The organism is Streptomyces sp. NPDC042371 (assembly GCF_056437465.1).
Genome location: NZ_JBWKAP010000011.1, coordinates 209,945 through 224,228, shown reverse-complemented (window position 1 = coordinate 224,228; position 14,284 = coordinate 209,945). Strand labels below are relative to the sequence as shown.

Genomic DNA, 14,284 nt, shown 5'->3' with positions numbered 1-14,284 from the left:
GAATGAGTGAAGTGGTCTACGACAAACAGCGGTTGAAGCGGGCACGGATCGCCGTGGCGGCCGTCTTCTGCGTGCACGGCTCCGTCGCGGGATCCTTCGCGACCCGGGTGCCGTGGATCCAGGAGCACGCCGACGTCAGCGCGGGCATGCTCGGCCTCGCCCTGGCCTTCCCCGCGATCGGCGCCTCCGTCGCGATGCCGCTCGCCAGCCGGATCAGCCACCGCTTCGGCGCCCGCACCGCGCTACGCGGCCTCCTCGTCATGTGGACGCTCGCCCTGGTCCTGCCGTCCCTGGCACCCAACCTGCCCACGCTCTGCCTGGCGCTCTTCGTGTACGGCGCGACGTCCGGCATGTCCGACGTGACGATGAACGCGCTCGGCGTCGAGACCGAGACCCGTATGCGGAAGTCGATCATGTCGGGCCTGCACGGCATGTGGAGCGTCGGCGCCCTGATCGGCTCCGCTGCAGGCACGGTCGCCGCCCACCTCGGCTCGGACGCCCGCCTGCACCACGTGCTCGCCGCCGCCACCCTGACCGCGCTCGGCCTCGTCGCCTGTCAGGGCGTCCTCGACCTGCAGCCCGAGCCCGAGGAGGAGGCACCGCCGCGCTTCTCGCTGCCGCCCAAGTCGGCGCTGCTGATCGGCGCGGTCGGCTTCTGCGCGGTCTTCGCGGAGGGCGCGAGCCTGGACTGGTCGGCGGTCTATCTGCGGGACGTCCTGGACACGTCGGCCGGTGTCGCCGCCGCCTCCACCACCGGCTTCACGCTCACCATGGCCATCGCGCGGCTCGCGGGCGACGCGGTGGTGAACCGGTTCGGCGCGGTGCGCACGGTGCGGGCGGGCGGGGTCCTCGCGGCGCTCGGCGGACTGCTGGTCGTCCTCGCCACTCATCCGGTGATGGCCATGGGCGGCTTCGCCCTGATGGGCCTCGGCATCGCGGTCGTGGTGCCGCTCGCCTTCGCGGCCGCCGGGCACAGCGGCCCCAACCCCAGCCAGGCCATCGCGGGCGTCGCCACCATCACGTACACCTCCAGCCTGATCGCCCCTTCGGCGATCGGCGCCCTGGCACAGGCCACGAGCCTCGTCGCCTCGTTCGGCCTGGTGACGCTGCTCGCCTGCGGCCTCACGGTCTTCGCGGGCGTCCTGCGCACGAACGGCCGCACGGCGGCGCAGGCCGCACCCGCGGACGCGGCGGCGCACGGACCGAGGTCCTGACCGCCGCACCGGCCCCCCACCGGACCCGCACCGGAGAGAAGCCGCACTTACGTCGCATTAACATGGCGTCGATCATTTCCGGCCACCCGGCCGGGCCCGGTTCGGCGGACAGAAAGCGACTGACTCACCATGGATCTCGGCGTGCGCTGGAAGCTGCACGGCGACGGGCGCACCCCCGCGCCCGGAGCCGTCGTCCGTCCCGACGAGCGGCTCTCCTGGCCGCGCACCTTCGGACTCGGCGCCCAGCACGTGGTCGCGATGTTCGGCGCGTCCTTCGTGGCGCCGGTCCTCATGGGCCTCGACCCGAACCTCGCGATCATGATGTCGGGTGTCGCCACCGTCATCTTCCTGCTCGCCACGCGCGGCCGGGTGCCCAGCTATCTGGGCTGCTCGCTCTCCTTCGTGGGCGTCGCCGCGGTCATCCGCGCGCAGGGCGGCTCCAGCGCGACGGTGACCGGCGCGGTCTTCGTGGTCGGTGGCGCGCTGTTCCTGGTGGGTCTCGCGGTACGGAAGTTCGGGGCGCGGATCATCCACGCCGCGATGCCGCCGATCGTGACCGGTGCGGTCGTCATGCTCATCGGCTTCAACCTGGCGCCGGTCACGGCATCGACGTACTGGCCGCAGGACCAGTGGACGGCGCTCCTGGTGATGCTCTTCACCGGTCTTGCCGTGGTGTGCCTGCGCGGCTTCTGGTCGCGCGTCGCGATCTTCCTCGGGCTGCTCTTCGGGTACGCCATCTCCTGGGTCCTCGACCAGGTCTTCGGCAAGATCCACTCGGCGGACGCCTCGGGCAAGGTCGTCGACCACTGGCGCCTGGACCTGTCCGCCGTGGGCCATGCCGACTGGATCGGCCTGCCGTCCTTCCACGCGCCGAGCTTCGAGTGGTCGGCGATCCTCGTGGCGCTGCCCGTAGTCATCGCACTGATCGCCGAGAACGCGGGCCATGTGAAGGCCGTCGGCGAGATGACCGGCGACAACCTCGACGACAAGCTCGGCACGGCGATCTCCGCGGACGGCGCCGCCTCCATGCTCTCCACCGCGGTCGGCGGCCCGCCCAACACCACGTACTCCGAGAACATCGGCGTGATGGCCGCGACCCGCGTCTACTCCACGGCCGCGTACTGGGCGGCGGCCTGCTTCGCCCTGCTCTTCGGGCTCTGCCCCAAGTTCGGCGCGGTCGTGGCCGCGATCCCCGGCGGCGTGCTCGGCGGCATCACCGTCATCCTCTACGGCATGATCGGCCTGCTCGGCGCCCAGATCTGGATCAACGCCAAGGTCGACCTGCGCAATCCGCTGAACCTCGTACCGGCCGCGGCGGGCATCATCATCGGCGTCGGCGGCGTCTCCCTGAAGATCTCGGACAACTTCCAGCTGAGCGGGATCGCACTCGGCACGATCGTCGTCATCACGGGCTACCACGTGCTGCGCGCCTTCGCCCCCGCGCACCTCAAGTCCCAGGAACCGCTGCTCGATTCGGGCACGTCGACGTACGACGAAGAGGACCGCGAGCGCGGTTAAAACGGTTGGACGTGGTGCGTGACCGCTGCTTAGGGTGCGCACCATGTCCACTCCCGAGTCCGACAGACTCACGCCACCGGTCGTCCGGTGGCTTCTCGCGCCGATGCATTGACGCAGTGACACCTTGATGCACTGACACATTGCCGCGCCGACGCGCCCGCGCGCAGGAACTGCGCCCGCCACCACCGGATCACCGCCCCCGTGCCCTGATCCTTTCGATCCACATCGTGGTTGCGGAGTCCTGCTGTGCCCTTTGCCCTCCACCTCCTCGGGCTTGCCGTTTTCGCCCAGGGAACCTCCGAGTTCATGCTGTCCGGGCTGATCCCCGGCATCGCCCGGGACCTGTCCGTCAGCGTCCCGGCCGCAGGCCATCTGACCTCGGCGTTCGCCGTGGGAATGATCGTCGGTGCGCCGCTGATGGCCATCCTGAGCCGCCGCTTCTCCCGTCGGAGCGCGCTCCTGGTCTTCCTCGTCGCCTTCCTGCTCGTCCATGTCGTCGGCGCGCTCACCACCAGCTTCACCGTGCTCCTGGTGACCCGCGTCGTCGGCGCCCTCGCCAACGCGGGCTTCCTCGCCGTCGCCCTGGTCACCGCCACGAGCATGGTCGGGCCCGACGCCAAGGGGCGCGCCACGTCGGTGCTGCTCGGCGGCGTGACCGTCGCCTGTGTCGCGGGCGTGCCCGCGGGCGCGCTGCTCGGTGAGGCGTGGGGCTGGCGCTCGGCGTTCTGGGCGGTGGCCCTGCTCTCGCTGCCCGCCGTGCTCGCCATCGCGCGAGCCGTGCCGTCCGGGGCGCCCGACGCCAACGGGGCGAGCGCGCTCGGTGAACTGCGTGCGCTGCGCGGTCCGCGGCTCCTTGTGACGCTGCTGCTGGGCGCGCTGGTCAACGGCGCGACGTTCTGCACCTTCACCTACCTCGCACCGCTGGTCACCCACGTCACCGGCCTCGGCTCCTCCTGCGTGCCCGGGATGCTGGCACTGTTCGGCATCGGCTCCTTCGTCGGTGTCGGCGCGGCCGGTCGCTTCGCCGATGTACGGCCCATGCCGATCCTGGTGTTCGGCTCGCTCGCGCTGGCCACCGGCTGGGTCGTGTTCGCGATGACCGCGGGGGACCCGGTGGCGGCCGTCGTGCTGGTCCTCGTCCAGGGTGCGCTGTCGTTCGGGGTCGGTTCGACGCTCATCGCGCGGGCGCTGTACGCGGCGACCGACGCGCCCCATCTGGCGGGCGGGTTCGCGACGGCCGCGTTCAACGTGGGCGGCGCCCTGGGCCCGTGGCTCGGCGGCCTCGCGATCTCCGCCGGGCTCGGCTACCGCTCGCCGCTCTGGGTCAGCGCGGCGCTGGTGACGGCGGCTCTGGTCATCGGGGGTGCGGCGCTCGGCCTGGGCGGAAGGACTCCCGAACAGGCCCCTGCACCGTCACCGTCACCTTCACCGGACCCGGCCAGGTCGCGCGCCGACTCATAAGCGTCCGTTCGCTCGTTTCGGGGACGTGCCCGGTGCGCTGACGCCCGGGTCGCCCCGGGACTGGGACCCTGCCCCCATGGCGCAGTTGGAGCGGTTCGCAGAGTTCAGGACCCGGGCCCGCGGGGTCGACGGCGTGATGGCGCGGATGCGGGCGCTCAGCGACGACTGGCCACCGCGCGACGGGGTCGCCGTCTTCAACCGCGTCTACCTCTCGGTGACCGAGGAGGTCGCCCGGCGCCTCGGCCTGGGCGCCTTCCCCGACGCGCACGCCGCGACCACCCTGGCCGTCCGCTTCGCCGAGCGGTATCTGGCGGCCGTCGACGCGGCGGCCGACGGGCGCCGCCCGCCCGCCTGCTGGCGCCCGCTGTTCCAGTACCGCCGCCATCCCGGCGTACACCCGCTGCAGTTCGCGCTCGCGGGCATCAACGCACACATCGGGCACGACCTCGCGCTGGCCCTCGTGGACAGCTGTCGTGGGCTCGGGTGCGAACCGGCCGATCTTGAGGACGAGTTCGACCGCGTGGGCGACTCCCTGGTGTCACTGGAGGAGCGCATCCGCGAGGAGCTGATGCCAGGCCCCGACCTTCTCCAGGTCGGCGACCCCCTCACGCATCTGGCCGGATCCTGGAGCCTGGAGCGTGCCAGGGACGGCGCCTGGGCATCGGCGCGGGCCTTGTGGGCGCTGCGCGAACTCCCTTGCGTGGCGGAGGAGTTCACGGAGCGACTCGACGGGGCGGTGGGTCTGGTGGGCCGGATCCTGCTGACCCCGCTGCCGGACTGACACGGGCCCGCCCGCCCCCTGCGACTTCCCGGCCACCGAACCGGCCTGTCCCTTTTCGGCCACGCCCGCGGCCGTTTCCGGGGAACACGCCCGCGATCGTTGTACGTTGAACTGACCGACCCCGACGCGAAGGAGCACCGGAATGGCGACCCGACTCGGACTGAGTCTTCCGCAGGGCAGGCAGTACGCCATCGGACGCGACGTCCCCGTGGTGGCCCAGGCCGCCGAGGACATGGGCTACGAAAGCCTCTGGGTCTACGAGCGCATCCTCTATCCCGAGCCCGCAACCCAGGGCCTTTACGGAATCCCGGGCCGCCCCTGGCCCGACTCCTACCGCTCGGTCGCCGATCCTCTGATCACCCTGACGCTCGCCGCCGCGGCCACGGAGCGGGCCCGGCTCGGTACCAGCGTGCTGGTCGCCCCGCTGCACATCCCGTTTCAACTGGCGCGCTCGCTGGCCTCGTTGGACTCGGCGAGCGGCGGCCGGGTCGTCGCGGGCTTCGGCACGGGCTGGTCCCGCGACGAGTACGCGGCCGCGTCGGTCGCGCCCTACGAGCGGCGCGGCAAGGTCCTGGACGAGCTGCTCGACGTCTGCCACGCGGTCTGGGGATCCGACCCGGTGGCGTACGAAGGGGAGCTGACGACCATCGCGCCGTCCGTGGTCGGACCCAAGCCCGCCCGGCCGATCCCGGTCCTGCTGCCCGCCAACAGCCCGCGCGCCCTGCGCAGGCTCGTGAACCGCGCGGACGGCTGGATGCCCGTGGCCATGGGTGCCGACGCACTCGCCGAACAGTGGGAGAAGGTCCGCGAGGCGGCCGCCGAGCAGGGTCGCGAGAAGCCGGTGCAGAGCGTGCTGCGGGCCAACACTCGCTACACGGCGAAGCCGTACACCGGCGCGGACCGCGCCCCGTTCCGTGGCAACGTCGAGCAGATCGTCGAGGACCTGGCCGCGCACGCCGCGGTGGGCGTCGACGAGATCCTGGTGGACCTCGCGGGGTCGGCACGCGACGCCCAGGAGCTCAAGGACCTCGCCGCGCAGGTGTACGAGGCGGCGCGGGCGGCCGGGGTCTGACCCGACCGCCCCCGGACCGTCAGTCCTCGGGCAGCTCGACGGGGGCGATCTCGTCGTAGACGTCGCCGGGGCCGGGGTTCGTGGCGTCCGTGGCCCCGCCGAAGTGGTGCATCACGCCCCACACGGCGTTGAGCGCGGTCTGGACCGCGCCCTCGGCCCAGCCCGCCGTCCAGGAGATGTCGTCGCCCGCGAGGAAGATGCCGCGCTTGTCCTCGGGCAGGTGCTCCTGCATGAAGTGGGTGAACAGGCGCCGCTGGTAGCGGTAGTGGCCCGGCAGGTTCGCCTTGAAGGCGCCCATGAAGTAGGGCTCGTTCTCCCAGGACACGGTCACCGGGTTGCCGATGATGTGCTTCCGGATGTCGACCTTCGGGTAGATCTCGCCGAGCGACTTGAGCATGACCTCCATGCGCTCGTTCGCCGACAGCGGCAGCCACTTCAGGCTGTCGTCGCACCAGGTGTAGGAGAGGCAGATGACGGCGGGCTTGTCCGGGCCGTCGTCGAGGAGGTACGTGCCGCGCGTCATGCGGTCGGTGAGCGTCATCGACATGACGTCACGGCCGGTCTGCTCGTCCTTGTCCAGCCAGAACGGCCGGTCGACCGGGACGAAGAGCTTGCTGGACTCCATGTAGTGGGTCCGCTCCATCGCCGTCCAGTGGTCGATGGGGAAGAGCGAGTCGTCGCAGTCGATCTTCGAGAGCAGCATCCACGACTGGGCGGTGAAGATCGCGGTCCGGTAGGTGCGGATGTCGCCGGAGGCGTCGGTGACCGTCACGCGGTTCCCGGCGGTGCGGTTGAGGCGGGTCACGGCGGGCTTGGGCGCGCCGCCCTCGTGCAGCGAGGCGAGGGACGTACCGGGCTCCCAGTGGACGATCTTCTGCGGCTCGCGCTCCCACATGCGCAGCGGCAGCTGCTGGCTGCCGCCGACGATGCCGCGGTGGTGGTCGTCCGCCTCGGTGTAGACGACGCGCAGGATCTCCAGGATGGAGTTCGGGAAGTCGGTGTCCCAGCCGCCCGTGCCGAAGCCGACCTGGCCGAAGATCTCGCGGTGCCGGAAGGACTTGAACGCCTCCGAGTCGCAGAGGAAGCCGTAGAAGGTCTGGTTGTCGAGCTTCTCGACGAGCTTGGACCAGATCTCGCGGATCTTGGGCACGTCGCGCTCGCGCAGGGCGCGGTTCATGTCGGAGAAGTCCGCGCCCTCCTCCAGGCAGGCGTTCCAGGCGTTCATCACGTCGCGGTAGACCTGTGGCAGGTCATCGACGCTGGTCGCGTAGTGCGACTCGCCCTTGAGGTCCACGACGGTCGAAGGGGTGGACTCGGCGAGCGGGTTGGGGAACGCCTTGGTCTCAAGGCCCACCAGGTCGATGTAGTGCTGGAGCGCCGTCGAGGACGGCGGGAAGCGCATGGCGCCCATCTCGGCGGTCAGCTCGTCCGTGCCGGTGCCCTCGAAGCCGACGGTGCGCAGTCGGCCGCCGATCTGGTCGGCCTCGTAGACGACGGGCTTGAGGCCCATCTTCATCAGCTCGTACGCGGCAACGATGCCGGACAGACCGCCGCCGATGACGGCGACCTCGGTGCCGTGCTCGGTCGCGGGTATCTGGCCGAGGCCCGCGGGGTGGGCCAGGAAGTCGTCGTAGGCGTAGGGGAAGTCCGGACCGAACATGGTGATCGGCGGCTGGGCGTCGGTGTGCTGGACGGCGGTGGGCACAGTGGACGTCATGGGGTACGGACTCCTTGCGGGGAACTGAAGCAGAAAGCTGGGGGGGGCGGCTCAGAGACTCAGCGACTCAAAGACTCAGGGGCTCAAGTACTCAGACGAGGGACGCGTACAGGCCGGGGCGGCGGTCGCGCAGGTACGGGTTGTTCTCGCGGGAGGAGCTCAGGAAGTCGGGGTCGACGTCACCGAGGACGAGTTCGTCACCGCGTCCCGCGCGGGCGCGCGCCACGCCGTCGGGCCCGACCAGCGTGGAGAGCCCGACGAACTCGAACTCCCCCTCGGGCCCGACCCGGTTGACGTACGCGACGTACATCTGGTTCTCGAAGGCGCGCACCGGCACGAGGGACTCGGCGACGAACTGGAAGGGGTGCATCTGCGCGGTCGGCACGACCAGCAGGTCGGTGCCCGCGAGGGCGTGCGCGCGGACGTTCTCCGGGAACTCCACGTCGTAGCAGATCATCAGGCCGACCCGGACGCCGCCGAGCTCGGCCTGGACGACGGCCTGGTCACCGGGGGTGAAGGAGTCGCGCTCGAAGCCGCCGAAGAGGTGGGTCTTGCGGTAGTTCGCGAGGCGGGCCCCGTCCGGGCCGATCAGCTGGACGGAGTTGAAGACGAGGTCGCCCGCGCGCTCCGGGTAGCCGTAGGCGATGCCGACCCCGTGGCGTGCGGCGATCCCCGCGACTGCCTTGGCCGACTCCCCGTCCACGGTCTCGGCGAGCCGGGCGATGTCGTCGCCGATCGCGTACCCGGTGAGGAAGAGCTCGGGGGCCACGAGCAGCCCCGAGGCCGCCGCGGCGGCGCGCCCGGCGGCCTCGTCCAGCGCCGCGAGGTTCGCGTCGACGGATCCGGGCTGCCCGGAGCTCTGGAGCAGGGCGGTGCGCAGCGCAGGCATGGCGGATCCTCGGGGCGTACGAAGGGGAAGGCGGGGTCCATACGACGGTACGGTCGGCGGCTGTGCCCGGACAAGGTACGACCGTTGCGGGCAGCTGCGTGATCCGTTGCGCGTAGCGGGGCCCGTGCGGCGATTCGTTGCGCACGGCATGGGCCGCGGGTATCGGTGGGGTCCTCCTGAGGGTGCAGGGAGCGGCCGACGACCCCCGCCGCGCGGCGGAAGAGGAGTGCGGCCCGGAGCCGGACGCGGCGGACCCCCCTCCCGCGAGAACGTGATCACGCCCGGAAGGACCGGGTGCACGGACTCCGAGACGGAGGCTTTCCATGAGCCGCACAGCCACCCCGCACCCCCACGCCATCGCCGTGGCGACCGCGCTGCTGCTGACCGTGGGGGCCGCGGGTGCGGCCGTCGCGTCGGGCGACGGCGGGGAGCACCCCGCGAAGCCGGAGCCACGCGCCGGGGGCCAGGGGAAGAAGCGTGAGGCCGCCGCGCTCACCGGCTCGGCGAAGATGTACCGCAAGACCACCGAGGACGTGACGTTCACGTTCGACGCGCATCTCGCGGCCGAGGACATCAAGGACCCGTCGAAGGCGACCGGCACCTTCCGCTTCGTCCACCTCGACAAGCCGGGCGGTGCGGGAGGCTGGGCGAAGGGCCGTATCGACTGCCTGATGACGGGCGGCAAGGTGGCCACGGCGACCGGTGTCATCACCGGGAGCAACTTCAAGGAGATGAAGGGGAAGCGGGTCGGCTTCACCGTCGACGACCGGGGCCGGAACGACCGCGTCGGATACAGCTGGGCGGCCTACGGAGCAACGCAGGGCCAGCCCGACACCCTCGCCAAATGCGCGAGCTCGGCGCCGTACGAGAAGGTCAGGAAGGGCACGGGCGACTTCGAGGTCGTCCCGTGGAAGGTCCCGTACCCGGAGCCGCAGAGCGCACAGGGCCCGCAAGGCGCCCGGGACTAGGCCGGGGCCCCCGAGGAGAAGCGGCGCATCAGGGGCGAGAGGACGAGCACGGACTTCGTCCGCTCCACGAACGGCTCCCCCGCGATCCGCTCGAGGACCCGCTCGAAGTGCCGCATGTCCGCGGCGAAGACCTGGACGATCGCGTCCGCGTCACCGGTGACGGTGGACGCGGACGCGATCTCCGGATAGCGCTCAAGACCTCGCTGGATCGCCTCCGGCGAGGTGTTCCGGCGACAGTAGATCTCGATGAACCCCTCGGTCTCCCAGCCGAGGGCCGCCGGGTCCACGCGGACCGTGAAGCCGGTGATGGCTCCGGTGGCCCGCAGCCGGTCCACGCGCCGCTTCACGGCGGGCGCGGAGAGTCCGACCAGCTGGCCGATGTCGGCGTAGGAGCGGCGGGCGTCCTCGGCGAGGGCGTGCACGATGCGTTCGTCGAGATCGTTCAGTCGCACGGGGGGTGGATCACTTCTCTGCTGTGGCCAATCGGGAGCGGCTCATGCCGTACAGGAAGTAGAACACGAGGCCGACGGCCATCCAGACACCGAACACGACCCACGTGATGGAGTCGAGGCTGAACATGTTGTACGCGCAGAAGCCGAAGCCGAGGACCGGGAAGAGCCAGCCGAGCGGCACGCGGAAGGTGCGCGGCATGTCGGGGCGGGTCCTGCGCAGCACGATCACGGCGATGTTGACCAGGCCGAAGGCGAAGAGCGTGCCGATGCTGGTGGCGTCGACGAGCTTGCCGAGCGGGATGACCGAGGCGAGTCCGGCGCAGAACAGCGACACGATGACGGTGTTCACCCGGGGCGTGCCCGTCTTCTTGCTGACCCGGCCGAACACCTTGGGGACCAGGCCGTCGCGGGACATGGCGAACAGGACGCGGGTCTGTCCGTAGAGGACGGTCAGGACGACGGACGCGATGGAGATGACGGCACCGGCGGCGAGGACCGTGCCCCAGACGCTCTGCCCGGTGACGTCGTTCATGATCGCGGCGAGCGTGGCCTCGGAGCCCTCGAAGTCCTTCCAGTTCCAGGCGCCGACGGCGACGGCGGCGACCAGGACGTAGAGCGCCGTGACGATGACGAGCGACAGCATGATCGCGCGCGGCAGGTCCCGCTGCGGGTTCTTGGCCTCCTCGCCCGCGGTGGAGGCGGCGTCGAAGCCGATGTAGGAGAAGAAGAGGCTCGCGGCGGCGGCGCTGACACCGGCCGTGCCGAGCGGCATGAAGTCCGAGTAGTTGCCGGACTTGAAGCCCATGAAGCCGATGGTGCAGAAGAGCACGAGCGCGGCGATCTTCACGATGACCATGATCGTGTTGGCCGTCGCCGACTCCTTGGCGCCGCCGAGCAGGAACACCATGGCGAGCAGCACGACGATCAGGCCGGGCAGGTTGATGATGCCGCCCTCGCCGGGTGCCGAGGAGAGCACGTCGGGGATCGTGACGCCGATGGTCCCGTCGAGCAGCTCGTTCAGGTACTCGCCCCAGCCGACCGCGACCGCGGCGACCGAGACGCCGTACTCCAGGACCAGGCACCAGCCGCAGACCCAGGCGACGAGTTCACCCATCGTTGCGTACGCGTACGAGTAGGAGGAGCCCGCGACCGGGATGGAGCCCGCCAGCTCGGCGTACGAGAGGGCCGAGAAGAGCGCGGTGAGTCCGGCGATCACGAAGGAGATGGTGACGGCGGGCCCGGCCTTGGGGACGCTCTCGCCGAGGACGACGAAGATGCCGGTGCCGAGCGTGGCACCGATGCTGATCATGGTCAGCTGCCACATTCCGAGGGAGCGGCGCAGCGAGCCCCCCTCGCCCTGACCACCCTCCTCGACCAGGCGTTCCACCGGCTTGCGCCGCATCAGACGGCTGCCGAGGCCAGGGCTGCCCGGGGGGCTTGGGCGGTTCTGCGGGGGTGCGCCTTGGTCGAGCACGCGCTGGCTCCTTCATCGCTGCCGGTCAGGGCGGCGAGGACCCACGGCACCCGCGCTTGGCGACGGGAACCACCGAGCAGGCAGTCCCCGCCACACCACGTACAGCGCCTGACTCTAGAGTCCGCGGCTTCCCGACCGTAATGCAGCAACCTTGCGTACCGGCGGATGATCATTGCGCACTTCCGTCAGATACGTCTCTTCGTTGCGCGGTCCGTTTCGTCCGTTGCGTTCCGGCGGCGCCGGCGCCCATGGCAAAGGCCCCCGCGGAGTGTCCGCGGGGGCCTTCGGCAGGTCAGGGGCGACTAGCTCCAGCTGGCGTGCAGGGGCTTGCCCTCCGCGTAACCCGCGGCGCTCTGGACGCCGACCGTCGCCTTCTCGGCGAACTCCGCAAGCGAGCCCGCGCCCGCGTACGTGCAGGACGAGCGGACGCCCGCGATGATCGAGTCGATCAGGTCCTCGACGCCGGGCCTGGCCGGGTCGAGGAACATCCGGGAGGTCGAGATGCCCTCCTCGAAGAGCGCCTTGCGGGCGCGGTCGTACGCCGACTCGTCGGAGGTGCGGTTGCGCACGGCGCGGGCGGAAGCCATGCCGAACGACTCCTTGTAGGCACGTCCCTTGGCGTCGTGCTGGAGGTCGCCGGGGGACTCGTAGGTGCCCGCGAACCAGGAGCCCACCATGACGTTCGAGGCGCCCGCGGCGAGCGCCATGGCGACGTCACGCGGGTGACGGACACCGCCGTCGGCCCAGACGTGCTTGCCGAACTTCGCGGCCTCGGCGGCGCATTCGAGCACCGCCGAGAACTGCGGGCGGCCGACACCGGTCATCATGCGCGTGGTGCACATGGCGCCGGGACCGACACCCACCTTGATGATGTCGGCACCAGCCTCGATCAGGTCGCGGACGCCCTCGGCGGCGACGATGTTGCCCGCCACGATCGGGACCTGCGGGTCGAGCGCGCGCACGGCCTTGACCGCGGCGATCATCGACTCCTGGTGGCCGTGGGCGGTGTCCACGACGAGCGTGTCGGCGCCCGCGTCGAGGAGCTGCTTGGCCTTGCCCGCCACGTCGCCGTTGATGCCGACGGCGGCGGCGATGCGCAGGCCGCCGTTGGCATCAACGGCCGGGGTGTAGAGCGTCGCGCGCAGGGCGCCCGTCCGGGTGAGGATGCCCGCGAGGCGGCCGTCCTTGTCCACCGCGGGGGCGTAGCGGCGGTTGGCGCCGTCCAGCTTGTTGAAGGCGTCGCGCGGGTCGATGTCGGCGTCCAGGAGCAGCAGGTCCTTGGACATGACCTCGGAGAGCTGCGTGAAGCGGTCGACGCCGCTGAGGTCGGCGTCCGTGACGACGCCGACGGGCTTCTGGTCGGCGTCGACGACGACCCCGGCGTCGTGCGCGCGCTTGGGCAGCAGGGCGAGCGCGTCCGCGACGGTCTGCGAAGGCGCGAGGACGATCGGGGTGTCCAGGACGTGGTGGCGCGTCTTGACCCAGGAGATGACCTCGGTGACGACCTCGATCGGGATGTCCTGGGGGATGACGACGAGGCCGCCGCGGCGGGCGACGGTCTCGGCCATGCGGCGTCCGGCGATCGCGGTCATGTTGGCGACGACCAGCGGGATCGTGGTGCCGGTGCCGTCGGGCGACGAGAGGTCCACGCCCTGGCGGGATCCGACGGCGGAGCGCCTCGGGACCATGAAGACGTCGTCGTACGTCAGGTCGTACGCAGGCTGGATGTCATTGAGGAAGCGCACGTGCTGCTCATCCCAGTCGATCAGAGGTGGCCCCCGGGCAGTTGGACCGGGGGGAAAGCACGTACTTCATTGTCCCATGCCGTGGGGGTCGTACCGCCTGGGATGATCACCCAGACGGGCCGGGAGGGCGCTGGTCAGATCGTCCAAGAGCACCCCCGAAGCGGAACAGCCCGTTCAGCCGCCGCCACGCTCCGTGTCGGCAGGGCCGAGCGAGAGAACGACCTCAAGGCCCGACTCCGCCACACCCCGCCAGTGCTCGACGACCGAGGAGAACACGTCCTGGGCGATCCGCCACTCCCCCGGTGCCGCATCGGCGTACTCCTGCCATCCGGAGACGACGAGCAGCCGCCCGCGCGCGGGAGGCGCCCACGAGAGGTCGGTGAGGCAGTCGGCGAGCGCGTCCCAGTTGCGCCCGAACCAGTCGGGCAGAGCGAGGTCCCGGGCGCAGCGCTCCATGAAGGCGGCCTTGTCCGTCACCCCGGAGAGGGAGAGCGCCGTGGTGGTCCAGCCCGCGCCGCGCGCGGCCTCCAGGACGGGCGCGAGCGGTTCCCCGCCGACGTCGTGGGTCATTACCTCAGCACCGCCTTGAAGGACGCGTAGTGGTCGTCGGTGTAGTAGACCTCGTCACCGCTCCCGGTGACGATCCGGCGGGCCCCGCGGTCGCGTTCGCCGGGCGTGCGGACGGTGTACTCGTGGTAGTAGCCGCGCTTCTGCCGCGGCAGCTCGCGCTCGAAGTTGCCGAAGACGGTGCCGTCCTTCCGGTACGGGAAGGGGCCCCCGTCGTCGATGCGGCGCAGCGTCCGCCGCGCCTCGGCGGGCAGCCGGTCGGCCCGCACGGTGGCCATGCCGGGGGCCCAGTCGGGGGCGTCCCCTCCGGTGTCACTCGAGGAGCACCCGGCCACCAGGACCGCGAGACAGAGCAGCAACGCCCCCAGCACGCGGGGCAGAAACCGGTTCAGCATGTCTCAGACCCTGCCACGGCGCCCCGTCAGG

General features: G+C 71.1%; 13 protein-coding genes. 6 read left to right on the top strand and 7 right to left on the bottom strand.

Annotated features, from left to right (window positions below):
• Positions 1–2 precede the first annotated feature (2 nt).
• The 5 genes from AC068B_RS31215 (at position 3) to AC068B_RS31195 (ending at position 6,046) form a co-directional block, all read left to right on the top strand.
• Positions 3–1,214 (top strand): MFS transporter, encoded by a 1,212-nt coding sequence (locus AC068B_RS31215; protein WP_478674893.1) that lies wholly within the window; start codon positions 3–5, stop codon positions 1,212–1,214.
• A gap of 129 nt (positions 1,215–1,343) precedes the next feature.
• Positions 1,344–2,732, top strand: coding sequence for a uracil-xanthine permease family protein (locus AC068B_RS31210; RefSeq protein WP_356258796.1), 1,389 nt, complete (start codon positions 1,344–1,346; stop codon positions 2,730–2,732).
• A 246-nt stretch (positions 2,733–2,978) separates the two neighbouring features.
• Entirely contained in the window at positions 2,979–4,193 is a 1,215-nt protein-coding gene (locus AC068B_RS31205) for a Cmx/CmrA family chloramphenicol efflux MFS transporter (RefSeq protein ID WP_478674892.1), read from the top strand.
• A gap of 76 nt (positions 4,194–4,269) precedes the next feature.
• On the top strand, positions 4,270–4,974 hold the full coding sequence (locus tag AC068B_RS31200; protein ID WP_478674891.1) for a DUF5995 family protein: 705 nt from the start codon (positions 4,270–4,272) through the stop codon (positions 4,972–4,974).
• 142 nt (positions 4,975–5,116) lie between these two features.
• Positions 5,117–6,046, top strand: a complete 930-nt coding sequence (locus AC068B_RS31195; protein ID WP_478674890.1) for an LLM class F420-dependent oxidoreductase — start codon at positions 5,117–5,119, stop codon at positions 6,044–6,046.
• A gap of 19 nt (positions 6,047–6,065) precedes the next feature.
• Here the strand turns inward: AC068B_RS31195 and AC068B_RS31190 are convergent, their stop codons facing one another.
• A complete protein-coding gene (locus tag AC068B_RS31190; RefSeq protein ID WP_478674889.1) occupies positions 6,066–7,763 on the bottom strand; it encodes a flavin monoamine oxidase family protein in 1,698 nt (565 codons plus the stop codon).
• Positions 7,764–7,854: 91 nt separating this feature from the next.
• A complete protein-coding gene (locus tag AC068B_RS31185; protein WP_478674958.1) occupies positions 7,855–8,643 on the bottom strand; it encodes a carbon-nitrogen hydrolase family protein in 789 nt (262 codons plus the stop codon).
• A gap of 332 nt (positions 8,644–8,975) precedes the next feature.
• Here AC068B_RS31185 and AC068B_RS31180 point away from each other — a divergent pair, with 332 nt between their 5' ends.
• Positions 8,976–9,620, top strand: a complete 645-nt coding sequence (locus AC068B_RS31180; protein WP_478674888.1) for a Repetin — start codon at positions 8,976–8,978, stop codon at positions 9,618–9,620.
• On the opposite strand, the gene AC068B_RS31175 is transcribed toward AC068B_RS31180, so the two are convergent.
• The 5 genes from AC068B_RS31175 to AC068B_RS31155 form a co-directional block, all read right to left on the bottom strand.
• Positions 9,617–10,072, bottom strand: a complete 456-nt coding sequence (locus tag AC068B_RS31175) for an Lrp/AsnC family transcriptional regulator (protein ID WP_356258781.1) — start codon at positions 10,070–10,072, stop codon at positions 9,617–9,619. The two genes, AC068B_RS31180 and AC068B_RS31175, sit on opposite strands and share 4 nt — an antisense overlap.
• Positions 10,073–10,082: 10 nt before the next feature.
• Positions 10,083–11,546, bottom strand: a complete 1,464-nt coding sequence (locus AC068B_RS31170) for an amino acid permease (RefSeq protein ID WP_478674887.1) — start codon at positions 11,544–11,546, stop codon at positions 10,083–10,085.
• 302 nt (positions 11,547–11,848) lie between these two features.
• The gene (locus AC068B_RS31165) at positions 11,849–13,291 is read right to left on the bottom strand and encodes a GuaB1 family IMP dehydrogenase-related protein (protein WP_356258776.1); all 1,443 of its coding nucleotides are present in this window, start codon (positions 13,289–13,291) and stop codon (positions 11,849–11,851) included.
• A 174-nt stretch (positions 13,292–13,465) separates the two neighbouring features.
• A complete protein-coding gene (locus AC068B_RS31160; RefSeq protein ID WP_478674886.1) occupies positions 13,466–13,861 on the bottom strand; it encodes a barstar family protein in 396 nt (131 codons plus the stop codon).
• A complete protein-coding gene (locus AC068B_RS31155; RefSeq protein ID WP_478674885.1) occupies positions 13,861–14,253 on the bottom strand; it encodes a guanyl-specific ribonuclease in 393 nt (130 codons plus the stop codon). The genes AC068B_RS31160 and AC068B_RS31155 overlap by 1 nt, the downstream gene beginning before the upstream one ends.
• Positions 14,254–14,284: the final 31 nt, after the last annotated feature.